The following is a 12,950-nucleotide window of genomic DNA, read 5'->3' as shown; positions in this document are numbered from 1 at the left end:
GGCGCCGCCCCTGTGCGGGGCGGTTCCGCTCACTTCCTGAGGATGATGTCGATCCGGCGGTTCGCCGCCCGGCCTTCGGGGGTGTCGTTGGACGCCACCGGCTCGGTATCGGACTTGCCCTCCGCCTTCAGGCGGGACTTGTCGGCGAAGAGCGGCTCGAACTCCGCCAACACCGATTCGGCGCGGGCCTTCGACAGGTGCCAGTTCGACGGGAAGCGCAGCCGGCCGCCGCCGGTCATCGGCACATTGTCGGTGTGGCCGGTGATCAGCACCGCGCCCGGCTCCTCCGCCACGGCGCGGCCGACGCGCAGGACCGATCCCCGCACCTTGTCGTTCAGGCTGGCGCTGCCGCTGGCGAACAGGTTGCTGCCGCGCATGCGCACGGTGATCGACAGCGCGTCCTCCGTCACCTCGACCAGCCCTTCGGCGATCTCCGGCTCCAGGAACTTGCGCACGCGCTGGACCTGGGTGGTCTGCGGCGGGGGCGGGGGCGCGATCTGCGGCGGCGGCGGCGCGGCCTCCGCCAGCTTGACCGGGGCCGGCGCCTCGATCACCACGCCGCCATGCGGCGGCAGGCCGCCCATGCCGGCGAACAGCCGGTCGGACGCACCGTTCAGCAGGAAGCTCAAGGCCAGGAACAGCAGCAGCAGGAACAGCGCCGTGCCGGCCCCGGCCACCCAGACCGGCAGCGAACTGCGCGGCGGGCGATAGTCCATCGCCAGCGCCGCCGCGTTGGGGCAGAGGATGCGGTCGGCGTAGCCGCGATGCTTGACCAGGATGTTGTAGACGTCCTCGCGGATGCGGGCATGCTCGCTGTCCTGGCGGCCGGCGACGCGGTAACGGCCGCGGAAGCCCAGCGACAGGCAGAGATACATCAGCTCCAGCAGGTCGCCGTATTTGCCCGGATCCTGCCGGGCGGAGGCGAGCCGGTCATAGAACTGGTCGCCGCCGACCACGTTCCTGTGGAACATGCTGGTGACGTTCTGGCGCGTCCAGGAACTCTGGCTGCCCCATTGCGAGTTCAGCACGATGTCGTCGATCAGGGCGCAGAGCGCGTAATGCGCGGTCGCCTGGGTCGCCGGCTCCATGCCGGACTTGGTCACCCAATTCTGGAAGTCGCGCAGGGCGGAAATCACCCGCTGGCGCAGCGATTCCAGGTCCGGCACCCCGGTCACGTCGTTCAGCCGCGCCGCCAGCAGCAGCACGGGAGAGGCGGCGGCGGCAAGCGGCGAACGGGCGGCGAAGATGCCGGCCAGCGCCGGTCCCGGAACGCCGACGGCCTCCACCCGCGCAGCGGCGGACGGCTCCCCATGGGAAGCACCGGATGCGCGCCGGCCACCCGGCGTCGGCATCAGAACCGTGCGTTCCGTCTCCGGTCCGGGCGTGCCGCCAAACTGATCGCCGCCTTGCATGTCCACCCCGATCCGCATGCCGTCCTGAAAGCGGTCCGGCCCCTGTTTTGAAAATACTGTGAACGAACTAATCGACCTTTATCCACCCATTTTAGCAGGCAAATCCGGGGGATGCGCGGCGGAATGTCCCGCCGCCGCGCCGGTCCGGCCGGGATGCCCGCTCAAGGCTGGCCGGGCTGCGGCGCCGCCAGCGGGAAGGGGTTCAGCTCGTTGCCGCCGGTCTTGAAGATGGCGGACTGGTTCCAATTCTTCTCGCGCGCCAGACGCGGCACCGCGCGGTTCACATACTGGCCGAGCGTGAGGTTGTAGATCGCCTCGTCCCCCGGCAGCAGCGCCTTGCCCTTCAGCCCCTCCAGCACCGCATGGGCGAAGATGCCGTTGCGGCCGTCATAGCTGTCCAGCGCCTCCTCCTGCTCCGATGAGGCGGCCAGCAGGTAGCGCTGCCCCATGTCCTGGTACAGCTTGTCCACCGTGCCCGCCGACACCGCGCCGGAATGGCAGGTGTCGAGCATCACCAGCACGTTGCGGGCGGAAATGGCGCTGACCAGCCGGTTCAGCTCCTTCTCGGACAGGCCCTGCTCGCCGATCGCCTGGGGGGTGGCGGCGGTCACGTTCTGGGTGACGAAATGGTAGAGCCTGACCGACGGTTCCTTCGGCGACGGCACGATCACGCCATGGCCGGCGAGGTAGAGGACGACGGTATCCTCCTCCCGCGCGTTGGCGGCGAGATCCTCCAGCCCGGCGATGACGGCGTCGCGGCTCGCCTGCTCGTCATAGAGCGCCTTCGACAGGGCCAGTGACTGCTCCCGATCGTAGCCGGCGGGAATCCGGCCGCTCAGCGCCTCGGCGAAGGAGGAGGCGTCGGCGCGGGCGAAGCGCAGCTGCGTGCCCTCCGGCCGGTAGTTGTCGATGCCGACGACGAAGGTGATCAGCCGCGGCTTGGCCGGTGCGGCGCGCTCCGCCACGCCATCGGCCGCCTTGCCGCCTGCCGCCGCCGCCACCGCCGTCAACTCCGGCTTGGGCAGCACGAAATCGACCAGCGGCGAGTGCTCGTAGATCGCGTCGCTGCCGTTGTAGGCGCGGATCTGCACCCGGTTGCTGCCGGGATCGAGGCGAACGGTGCTGACGCGCTCCTCCGGCGGCGGAGGCTGGTCCTTGCCGGTATCCGCTGGCGTGGCGCCGGCCGCGGGCTCGGGCTGAGGGACGGGCTGCGGGGCCGGCTGGGCGGCCGGCGCCGGTTCCTTGGCGCGCGCGAAGGCGCGGGAGGTGTCCTGGCCGCTGACGTTGCGGCCGTTGCGGAACAGGTCGACCGAGCCGATGCCGCCGCCGGTGTCGGCCAGCCGGTAGCGCAGCCGCACCGACCCGATCCCCTCGGGCAGAGTGACCGACAGGCGCGGCTCCTCCGCCGCGACGTCAAGCTCCTGTCCCTGCGGCGCGGGCTTGGCGGAGGCCTGGGGCGCCGCCTGCGGGGCGGGTGCCGGTTCTTTGGCGCGCGCGAAGGCGCGGCTGACCGGCGTCATGTCGAGCGGATGGCAGGTTTCCGCGGCCGTCGGAATGGTCGTGGGAACGGTCGCGGCCACCACGGGCGCCGCCGCGGCTTCCGTCGCGCCGGTGCCGAGCGCCAGACCGCGGCTGGCGGCGGGCACGGTGCAGTAATCCAGCAAGGTCACCTGCGGGCGGCGCTGGGTCAGCAGGCGGATGTCTCCGATGGCGGACAGCCGCGCGGCGATCTCCGCCTGTCCGGTCTGCTGCAGCTTGGCGCGCACCAGTTCGGGGGCGTTGAACACGCGGTAGACCTGCTTGAACTCGACCCACTGGCTGCCCTTCTTCTTCGGGTCGTTCAGGTGGAAGCCGACCAGGGTCTCGCCGCCGCTTTCGGAATGGTCGAAGAAGGCCTCGGGAGTCCACAGGACCCAGCGGCGGCCGTCGCGGTGCGGGAACAGCGCCGCCAGCTCCTCCAGCGGACGGGCACCGCCGGACAGCGCGTACCAGCGCAGCGTGCCGTCGCCCAGCGCCGCCACGGCGACGCGCTCGTCGGCGGAGGCGACGACGCCCCACACCGCCGCCGGCACCTCGGCGCGGGCAAGCTCCGCCCCGGCGGAATCGAGCAGGCGCAGGCTGAACTCCCCGCCCAGCAGGACGCGGCGCTCCTTGCCCAGGACCGTGACGCTGCGCGCCCATTCGCCGCTGTCCAGCTTCACCGGCTGGCCATTGACCTTGGGGGTGCGGGTGTTGCGCCAGTCGGAAACGCCGATGCCCGGGCCTTCCGCCGCCGGCCGGGCGAGGCCGGGCAGCCCATCCGGCGCCGGGGTCAGGCTGCGGGCCAGCACGTCGAAGCGCATCGGCCGCTGGCCGCCCTGCTCCATGCCGAATTCCAGCACCAGCCCATCGTCGGACAGGCCGAAACGGCCGAGATGGATGTCGCGGTAATCGGCGACGTCGCCCATGCGGGCGAACTGCAGCCGGCCGGCCGGGTCGATCACGCCCCATCCCGGATCGGCGGCGGCGAAGGCGACCCCGCCGCCCTGCAGGGCCAGCAGATGGGTCACGGAATCGCGCGCGGCGGGCGTGTCGGTGTAGGCCCCCTTGCCGGCATCGGCCCAGCGCCGCACCACGTTGCGCCTGCCGTCCACCGTCGCGGTGCCGGCGGCGACCAGCGCCGCGCCGTCCCAGGCGACCGCGGCGAAGCTGCCGCCGGTGACCCCGGTGGTCTTGGCGCTGTGGCGCGTCTTCAGATCGGCGGCGGCAAGCACGTCGACCTGCGCCCGATCGGCATAGCCGACCGCCAGCAGCGCCCCATCCGGCGAGAAGGCGACCGAATAGGGCACGCCCTTGCCCGGCTTGCGCTTGGTCTTCGGCTTGAAGGCGGCGTCGTAGAGACGGACGTTGCCGTCGAAGGATGCGGTGGCGAGCCGCCCGTCGGGCGCGAAGGCCAGCGCCGACACCCGCGCCTCATAGGCGGTGTCCTCGGCGACCAGCCTGAAGCTGGAACTGTCCCACACGCGGATGCCGGCGGTGCCGCCGAAGGCCCCGGCGACGAAGCGCCCGTCGGGCGAGAAGGCGAGATCGTTCAGCACCTGCGGCTGTCCCGGAAGCCGGGCCTTCAGCCGCTGCGCCTTGACGTCGAACAGATAGAGCGTGACGCCGTCGCCCCAGCTCGACCCGGTGTTGCCGGCGGCGACCGCCAGCGACCCGTCGGCCGACAGGGCCACGGCATAGAGCGCGCCCTCGTCCCCCGCCTCCATCGGCACGCGCAGGACGCCCAGCGGCTCCCCGCCGTCGCGCGCCCACAGGCGCAGGGACTTGTCGTTGGAAACCGTGGCGATCAGCCGGCCCTGCGCGTCGGCGGCAAGCCGGTTGACGCGGGCGGTGTGGCCGCCTGTCTCGATCCTGAGGAACGCTCCGGTGGACGCGTCGCCCGCCAGCGCCGGCCGGGCCGCGAACGCCCCCGCCACGCCGCAGAGGAGCGCGCCCAGCAGGACGACGGGAAGGGCGCCGCGCCGCAGGCGCGCGTTCAGGCGGGAAAGACAGCCGGCCATCATCGGTTCCGCTTGCACTGGTGTCGTCCGGCGGCGGTCCCGCGCATCCTTTGCGCGGGACCGCCGCCGGTCGGGTCGTCGGACCGCGCCGGTCAGGCGGCGTCCAGCGTCGCTTCCTTCTGGGCGATCTGCTGGATGCTGCTGGTGGTGGCGTTGATGCGCTCCGACGTCTCGAAGGCGGTGTTGGTGCGCTCGACCACCTGGGCGGCCTGGGTGGTGGCCGTCTGCTTCGCCGGCTTCTTCTTGGTCTGGGCCTTGACCGCGGTCTTGGTGCGGATCCTCTCGGCCGAACCCGGCTGGATGTTGTCGGCGGCGATCAGATACTCGTCGCGGCGCTTGACGATGTTCTGGTTGATGCTGCTGGCGATGGAGTAGTCCTTGTCCAGCTGGCCGCGGATCAGCGCCAGGCGCTGCTCGGCCTCCGGCTTGCCGATGCGCTTGGCCCGGTAGTCGGCCTTGACGCGCGCGATCTCTGCGCGGCGGCAATTCACCAGCTGGTCCAGCGCGACCTGGGTGCGGTTCAGGTTCTGGTTCTCGGTGTCGAGGTCGCTCATCACGCCCAGGATCGCCTGATCGCGGCCCTGCTGCGACTTGGAGGTCCAGTAGCCGCCCAGCGTGCCCAGCGCCGCGCCGGCGGCGGCGCCGATCAGCGCGCTCCTCACATTGCCGCCGGCCAGCGCACCGGTCAGCGCCCCGACGCCGGCGCCGATGGCCGCGCCCTTCAGCATGTCCTCGGCATAGTAGTTGCCGGTCGAATCGAGCGCGACGCGGTACTGGTAGCAGGCGTCGCTGCCGTCATTGGCGCCGATCCGGTCCGCCTGCGTGGTCACGCAGCCGCTGAGCGCCATGGCGACGATGGTGAGCGAGACGAGGCTTGCCTTGGCACGGTTGCTTCGCATGACCTGATTTCCCGTTTGCTTTTCTGTTCGAGAGACATTTCGATCAGATCCAGAACTCCGGGCCGTCCGCTCCACCCCCACAGTGGGCATACCCCGCCTCCGATCAGGACCAGCCGCAACGCTGCCATAGCAACAACTATAGCGGAAGGGGATATTACCACCAAATTGTGCGGCGTTTTATGCAATTTTCTGGCCTGCAGCCTTCGAGGCACGGTCACGCGGGAGAAGTATGATGCTGGGTGGAATGCGGCACCGGATGACCGACAGGGCGTTTGCCCGCCTGACGGCCTGTCTTGCAGCCGGTATGATCTCATTGGTTGTCGTCAGCCCGGCGCGGGCCGAGATCGCGGCGCTGGTGATCGGAATCGACCGCTATACACGGATCAACCCACTGCAGGGCGCCGTCAACGACGCACGCGACATCAGCGCCGCGCTGAAGGGGCTGGGCGTCACGAAGCTGCGCCTGTTCATCGACGGCGAGGCCGAACGCAGCCGGATCATCACGGCGTGGCGGGAGCTGATCGCCGAGACCTCTCCCGACTCGACCCTGGTGCTGACCTTTGCCGGCCATGGCGCGCAGCAGCCGGAGCGTGTGCCCGGCAGCGAGGTCGACGGCATGGACGAGTTCCTGGTGCTGGCGGATTTCGCCCCGCGCGGTCCCGGCACCGCCCAGCGCCTGACCGACGACGAGATCGCCGTTCTGCTGAAGGAAGCCGCCCCCCGCCGGGTGATCTTCGTCTCCGATTCCTGCCATTCCGGCACGATGACCCGCGGCTTCGACGACCGCGCCGGCATGCTGGGCACGCGGGCGGCGCGGATCGACGGCGCGCCGGTCGACCGCATCGAGGACGACGCCCTGCCCCCGCCAACCCGCGCCGCCCTGCAGGCGGAGGCGGACGACCAGCCGCACGTCACCTTCTTCGCCGCCGTCGCCGAACATGAACTGGCGCCCGAGGTGATGATCGACCGCAAGCCGCGCGGCGCGCTGAGCTGGGCCTTCGCCAACGCGCTGCGCGGGCAGGCCGACCGCAACGGCGACGGCGTCGTCACCAAGGGGGAGCTGGAGGCGCATATCCGCGGCGCCGTCCGCATGGCGCTGGAGGGGCGGCAGCATCCCCAGGTCCAGCCGCGCGGCCGCGGCGAGGTGCCGCTGATCGACCCGGTCGCCACCAAGCCGAAGCCGCCGTCCCTGCTGCCCGCCGCCGGTCCGATCCCGCTGCGCATCCTGGGCAAGCCGGCCGCGGTGAAGACCCTGGCCGCAGGCCTTTCCGGCATCGAGATGGCCGGCAAGGACGACCCCGCCCTGGTCTGGGACAGCGCGGCCGGTGAGGTGGTCAGCTCGATGGGCGACGTGCTGGCCAGCATCGCCGGCGACCCGATGGCGCCGGAAACCCGGCGGCGGGTGCAGGGGGTGATCGACAAATGGTCGCTGGTGGTGCGGCTGAAGGCGGCGGCGCAGGACCGCTCGCTGGCCCTGGCGCTGGAGCCGGGCGACCGCCGTTACCGGCAGGGGGAGACGGTCTCCCTCGACATCCGCGGCAACACGGGCACCCATTTCACCCTGATCAACCTCGCCGCCGACGGGACGGTCAACTATCTCTACCCGCTGGCCGAGCGCGGCGACCCGGCGCAGATCCCCAGGGGCGGCCCCTACCGGCTGGCCCTGACGGTGGAACCGCCCTTCGGCGCCGACCATTTCCTCGCCATCGCCTCGCCCAAGCCGATGGCGGCCCTGCAGCGGGATCTCGCCGCGCTCGACGGCAGACCCGCCGCCGCCGAGGTCGCCGCCCTGCTGACCCGCCACCTGACCGGCCAGTCGGTGGAGTTCGGCGTCCACGGCGTCTACAGCACGGGGCGGTGATCCGGCACCGCCGCCGCCCGGCGGGCACGGGGTTCACCCCCGCAACGCCGCGCGGCGGTCGGCCCGCATCAGGGCGGCGCCGCGTTCGGCGATCATCACCGTCGGCGTGTTGGTGTTGCCGGAGGTCAGGGTCGGCATCACCGAGGCGTCGATCACCCGCAGGCCGCGCACCCCGCGCACCCGCATCTCCGCATCGGTCACGGCGGTGGCGTCGTCCTTGCCGCCCATCCGGCAGGTGCCGACGGGATGGAAGATGGTGGTGCCGATATCGCCGGCGGCGCGCGCCAACTCCTCCTCCGTCTGAAAGCTGGGGCCGGGCTTGTATTCCTGCGGACGGTAGGGGGCGAGCGCCGGCTGGGCGACGATGCGGCGGGTCAGCGCCAGCGCCTTCGCCGCCTTCGCCCGGTCGGCCGGATCGGACAGGTAACAGGGGGCGATGGCCGGATTCTCGCGGTGGTCGGCCGAGGTGATCCGCGTCCAGCCGCGCGAGGCCGGGCGCAGGTCGCAGACGCTGGCGGTGAAGGCCGGGAAGGCGTGCAGCGGATCGCCGAACTTCTCCAGCGACAGCGGCTGCACATGGTATTCCAGGTCGGCCGTCTCCATCTCCGCCGAGGATTTGGCGAAGACGCCGAGCTGGCTGGGCGCCATGGTCAGCGGCCCCTTGCGGAACAGCGCATATTCCAGCCCCATCATCGCCTTGCCGAACAGGCTGCCCGCCCGCTTGTTCAGCGTCAGCACCCCATCGACCTTGTAGATCATGCGAAGCTGCAGATGGTCCTGCAGGTTGGCGCCGACATCGGGCGCGTCCAGCACCACCGGAATGCCGAGCGACTTCAGATGCTCCGCCGGGCCGATGCCGGAACGCTGGAGGATGGCCGGGCTGCCGATGGAGCCAGCGGCCAGCACCGTCTCGATCCGGGAGGCCGCCCGCGCCGGCTCGCCCTTCACGGTGAAGCGGATGCCGGTGACGCGGCCGTCGGCGATCTCCACCTTGTCGATGGCCGCCTCGATGGCGAGCTTCAGGTTCGGCCGGTCGAGCGCCGGGCGCAGGAAGGCCTTGGCGGCGCTCCAGCGGATGCCGCCCTTCTGGTTCACCTCGAAGCTGCCGACGCCGAAATTGTCGCCGCGGTTGAAGTCGTCCGAACGCGGAATGCCGGCCTGATGCGCCGCCTCGGCGAAGCGGTCGAGCAGATCCCAGCGCAGCCGCTGCCGCTCCACCCGCCACTCGCCGCCGACGCCGTGCATCTCGTCGGCGCCGCGCCAGTAATCCTCGCTGCCCTTGAAGACCGGCAGCACCTCGGTCCAGCTCCAGCGGGAATCGCCGGTGATGGCGGCCCATTCGTCATAATCGCGCGCCTGCCCGCGCATGGCGATCATGCCGTTGATCGACGAGCAGCCGCCCAGCACCTTGCCGCGGGCATAGTGGATGCTGCGGCCGTTCAGCCCGGCCTCCGCCTCCGTCTTGAAGCACCAGTCGGTGCGCGGGTTGCCGATGCAGAACAGGTAGCCGGCGGGGATGTGCAGCCATACCCAGCTGTCCTTGCCGCCCGCCTCCAGCAGCAGGACCGAGACGTCGGGATCGGCCGACAGCCGGTTGGCCAGCACGCAGCCGGCCGTGCCGCCGCCCGCTATGATGTAGTCGAAGCTGCCGAAATCGAGCACGTCCGCCATCGCTTCCCTCCTGGGGGATTTATCGATTTGTCAGACATATTAGATTGCTGACCCATCGAACGATCCAGCGAAATTTTGCCGCGCCCGGCGCTTTCACTCACTTCCGGTTGACCAGCGCCACGCCGCAGACCGCCACGGCCATGCCGGCCAGCGCCGCGACGCCCAGCTTCTCGTCGAACAGGATCCAGGCGACCAGCGCCGTGACCGGCGGGGTCAGGTAGAACAGGCTGGCGACCTTGGCCGCAGCGCCGCGGCGGATCAGGGCGAACAGCAGGAAGATGGCGCCGATCGACAGCACGAAGCTGAGCCACAGCAGGGCGAACAGGAACTCCCCCGTCCATTCCACCTGCATGGATTCGGTCAGCGGCGCGACGACGGCCAGCACCAGCGCGGTGGCGGCGTACTGGATCGCGGTGCCGCTGCGCAGATCCATCCCGCCGCCGTGGCGCTTCTGGTAGAGCGTGCCCAGCGTGATGCCGATCAGCGCGGCGACGGCATAGCCGATGCCGATCATATGCTCCGCATCGACCGACAGCTTCTCCCGCACCACCAGCCCGACGCCGGCAAGGCCCAGCAGCAGCCCGGCCCATTGCCGGCGGCTCACCCGCTCGCCCAGCAGCGGGCCGGACAGCGCGGCGGTCAGCAGCGGCTGGATGCCGACGACCAGCGCCGTGACGCCGGCCGGCAGCCCATGGGCGATGGCGAGGAAGACGCCGCTGAGATAGACGCCGTGCACCAGCAGCCCGGCCAGCGCGATTCGCCCGGCGCTCGCCCAATCCTTCGGCCAGGGCGCCCGGCACGCCAGCGCCACCAGCGCCAGCACGGCGGCGACCAGCCCCAGCCGGATCAGCAGGAAGGTCAGCGGCTCCGCATAGGGCAGCCCGTATTTCGCCCCGATGAAGCCGGTGCTCCACAGCAGCACGAAAAGACCCGGCATCAGGCGCAGCCAAAGCTGGCCGCCGCCCGTCGCGGTCTCGCCCATGAAAAAATCCCTTCCCCTGCGGTCAGCTCACCGCCGAGGCGGCCGGGGACGACTGGGTCGGCTGCCGGCGCGCCTCGGCGACCGCCTGGATGTGGGATCGCAGATCCGCGTCCTTTTGCACCAGCCGGCGGAAATCCTTCTCATCCAACACCAGCAATTGGCAATAGCCGAGCGCCCGCACGTCTGCATTGCGCCGCTGGCGGGTCAGCAGCGCCATCTCGCCGAAGAAATCGCCGGTGCCCAGCTTCACCGGCTCGGCCAGATTGGGCACCAGCACCTCGACCGCGCCGGACGCGATGAAGAACATGGCGTCGCCGCGCTCGCCCTTGCGCACGATGGTCTCGCCCGGCAGCGCCAGCTGCGCCCGCAGCAGCGTGGCGATGGTCGTCACCCGCTCGGCCGGCAGATCGGCGAACAGCGGAACCCGGCGCACCAGATCCGCCACGTCGAAGCGGACATCCAGCTTCGGAAGGCGCTCCAGCACCCGGCGGCGCTGCTCCAGGTCGCGCTCCAGGTCGGTCAGCACCTCCTGGCTGATGATCGATTCGGCGTAGAGGGTCCGATAGTCGGCCTGCTCCAGCCGCAGGGCGGCGCGGCCGACGTAGCGGCTCTGCAGCACCACGGCATAGTCGGGATACTGCAGCTTCAGGGCCGACAGCGCCTGCTCGACGATGCCGAGCCGGCCGACCAGCAATCCCTCCAGCTCGAACGCCACCTCCTGCCCCAGCACGCGGGCCAGCCGGTCGCGGGTGAAGGCCAGCAGCTCGCGCAGGACGGTGCGCACGGCGACAAGCACCTCGAAGCGCATCGACAGGCGCCGGGCCAGCGGACGGTGGATGCCGAATCGGCGCTGCAGCCAGCTCGCCCCCCGCATCCAGGGCGAGACGGCGATGAAGGGCTCCTCGAAGGCGCGGTAGCCGTTGCGGCCCTGGGCCTTGACGGCGTCCAGCAGCCGGCCGCTGCGCCCGGCCAGCAACTCCATCACCGCGCGCGACACCATGCCTTCCGAGAAGTGGGCGTAATAGAGTTCTTCCTCGCGGTTCACCAGGATGACGAGGCCGATGGTGACGCGGTCCTCGTCGGTCAGCTTCGCCTCGTCCCCGCTGTCCTGGTCGATCTTCTTCAGCCGCTCCTCGTAACGGGAGATCATCACGTCCTTGACGGCGCCGTCGACCTCATAGGTCTGGGCTACGGCGGCGACGCGGTCGCGGATGCTGTCGGTGGACAGCGCCAGCGCCCGGTTGCGCATGGCGCGCTCCACCGGCGTCAGCTCGTCCAGCTTCAGCACGCGGATCAGCCAGCGCAGCGTGGTGCCGTTGACGAACAGCGTGACGAAGACGAAGCCGGTGACCATCACCGCGACGAAGCTCTGGACGGGATCCGGCACGCGGAAATTCTCGGTAACCGCCAGCGCCAGCGTCAGCGACACCGCCCCGCGCAGGCCGCCCCACAGCATCACCGTCTTGTAGGAATTGCTGACCTTCTGCGCCAGACCGGCCCAGGACAGCACCGGCAGCAGGCCGAACAGAACGACCGCCCGCGCGGCGGTGGCGGCGGCGACCACCACCAGGACCAGCCCGACCTCCGCCCATCCGGCGTCGGCCATCAGGCGCGGCACCAGGATGGCGGTCAGCAGGAAGATCAGCGAATTCGCCCAGAAGCCAAGCTGCTGCCAGACATGCTCCATGGCGCCCCAGGTGGCGGGGGAGATGCGGGTCTTGCCGACCGACCCCACGACCAGCGCCGACGTCACCACCGCGACCACGCCCGAGGAGCCGACGTAATGCTCGGCGATCACATAGGACAGATAGGCCAGCGCCACCGTCAGCGTGATTTCCGCCATCGGCTGGTTGCGCATCGGCTCCACCAGCATGCAGACGATGCGGCCGCAGATGTAGCCGGTGACGACGCCGCCGATGAAGTCGCGCAGGAAATCCAGCGAAGCCGCCGCCACTCCGCCATGGGAGGTGCGCGTCAGCATTTCCAGCAGCAGGGTGAACAGCGCGATGGCCGCGGCGTCGTTCAGCAGGCTCTCGCCCTCGACCAGCGTGGTCAGCCGCCGCGGCGCGCCGAGGTCGCGGAAGATGCTGATGACCGCCGCCGGATCGGTGGAGGCGACGATGGCCCCCAGCAGCAGGCAGGCGACCAGCCCCAGCGGAGTGAACAGGCTGACCGCATAGCCGACGGCGAAGGTGCAGACGAAGACCGCAACCACCGCCATCAGCAGGATCGGCCACAGATCGTCGAACAGCCGCCGCACATCGACCGCCAACGCCGATTCGAACAGCAGGATCGGCAGGAAGATGTGCAGCAGCACGTCCGACGATATGTTCAGTTCGGCCAGCGAATTGAGGAAATCGTGGAACGGGTCGTTGGTCGGCCCGGCGAAGGTCTGGATCACGGCGCCCAGCGCCACCCCGACGCCCGCCAGCAGCACCGTGTAGGGCATCTGGAAGCGGGCGGCCAGCGGCGGCAGGAAGCTGACGAGCATGAGAAGCCCGGCGACGCCGAGGACTTGAATGACGATGTCGTGCATGTTCCAACCGGGACGGCTGCGGCGGGGGCTGCACGGTATCGCCGCGCTGT

The 12,950-nt window shown here is 70.5% G+C and carries 7 protein-coding genes; 1 reads left to right on the top strand and 6 read right to left on the bottom strand.

Annotation, left to right across the window (positions count from 1 at the left end):
- Positions 1-29: 29 nt before the first annotated feature.
- The 3 genes from tssL to DM194_RS18175 all read right to left on the bottom strand — a co-directional run bounded on the left by tssL (position 30) and on the right by DM194_RS18175 (position 5,850).
- Positions 30-1,352, bottom strand: a complete 1,323-nt coding sequence (gene tssL, locus DM194_RS18185; RefSeq protein ID WP_246024451.1) for a type VI secretion system protein TssL, long form — start codon at positions 1,350-1,352, stop codon at positions 30-32.
- Between the two features lie 221 nt (positions 1,353-1,573).
- Positions 1,574-4,969, bottom strand: a complete 3,396-nt coding sequence (locus DM194_RS18180) for a caspase family protein (protein WP_111068978.1) — start codon at positions 4,967-4,969, stop codon at positions 1,574-1,576.
- A 74-nt stretch (positions 4,970-5,043) separates the two neighbouring features.
- On the bottom strand, positions 5,044-5,850 hold the full coding sequence (locus tag DM194_RS18175; RefSeq protein ID WP_111068977.1) for a YMGG-like glycine zipper-containing protein: 807 nt from the start codon (positions 5,848-5,850) through the stop codon (positions 5,044-5,046).
- 304 nt (positions 5,851-6,154) lie between these two features.
- On the opposite strand from DM194_RS18175, the gene DM194_RS18170 reads away from it, so the two are divergent.
- Complete coding sequence (locus tag DM194_RS18170; RefSeq protein ID WP_246024450.1) at positions 6,155-7,711, top strand: caspase family protein; 1,557 nt, start codon at positions 6,155-6,157, stop codon at positions 7,709-7,711.
- A gap of 33 nt (positions 7,712-7,744) precedes the next feature.
- Here DM194_RS18170 and DM194_RS18165 read toward each other — a convergent pair whose 3' ends face one another.
- The 3 genes from DM194_RS18165 to DM194_RS18155 all read right to left on the bottom strand — a co-directional run bounded on the left by DM194_RS18165 (position 7,745) and on the right by DM194_RS18155 (position 12,900).
- Positions 7,745-9,382, bottom strand: a complete 1,638-nt coding sequence (locus DM194_RS18165) for a GMC family oxidoreductase (RefSeq protein WP_111068976.1) — start codon at positions 9,380-9,382, stop codon at positions 7,745-7,747.
- Between the two features lie 97 nt (positions 9,383-9,479).
- Positions 9,480-10,364 carry a DMT family transporter gene (locus DM194_RS18160; protein WP_111068975.1) on the bottom strand — a complete coding sequence of 295 codons (885 nt, stop codon included), beginning with the start codon at positions 10,362-10,364 and terminating at the stop codon, positions 9,480-9,482.
- 22 nt (positions 10,365-10,386) lie between these two features.
- The gene (locus tag DM194_RS18155) at positions 10,387-12,900 is read right to left on the bottom strand and encodes a cation:proton antiporter (protein WP_111068974.1); all 2,514 of its coding nucleotides are present in this window, start codon (positions 12,898-12,900) and stop codon (positions 10,387-10,389) included.
- Positions 12,901-12,950: the final 50 nt, after the last annotated feature.

It is taken from the genome of Azospirillum ramasamyi, from assembly GCF_003233655.1.
Classification (GTDB): Bacteria; Pseudomonadota; Alphaproteobacteria; order Azospirillales; family Azospirillaceae; genus Azospirillum; species Azospirillum ramasamyi.
The sequence above is the reverse complement of the archived record's forward strand: the minus strand, read 5'-3'. Positions and strand labels throughout refer to the sequence as shown.

What these genes read in the sequence shown, in the direction of transcription:
- tssL (WP_246024451.1), bottom strand. Translation starts at nt 1,352, where the DNA reads ATGCCGACGCCGGGTGGCCGGCGCGCATCCGGTGCTTCCCATGGGGAG.
- DM194_RS18175 (WP_111068977.1), bottom strand. Translation starts at nt 5,850, where the DNA reads ATGCGAAGCAACCGTGCCAAGGCAAGCCTCGTCTCGCTCACCATCGTC.
- DM194_RS18170 (WP_246024450.1), top strand. Translation starts at nt 6,155, where the DNA reads ATGATCTCATTGGTTGTCGTCAGCCCGGCGCGGGCCGAGATCGCGGCG.
- DM194_RS18165 (WP_111068976.1), bottom strand. Translation starts at nt 9,382, where the DNA reads ATGGCGGACGTGCTCGATTTCGGCAGCTTCGACTACATCATAGCGGGC.
- DM194_RS18160 (WP_111068975.1), bottom strand. Translation starts at nt 10,364, where the DNA reads ATGGGCGAGACCGCGACGGGCGGCGGCCAGCTTTGGCTGCGCCTGATG.
- DM194_RS18155 (WP_111068974.1), bottom strand. Translation starts at nt 12,900, where the DNA reads ATGCACGACATCGTCATTCAAGTCCTCGGCGTCGCCGGGCTTCTCATG.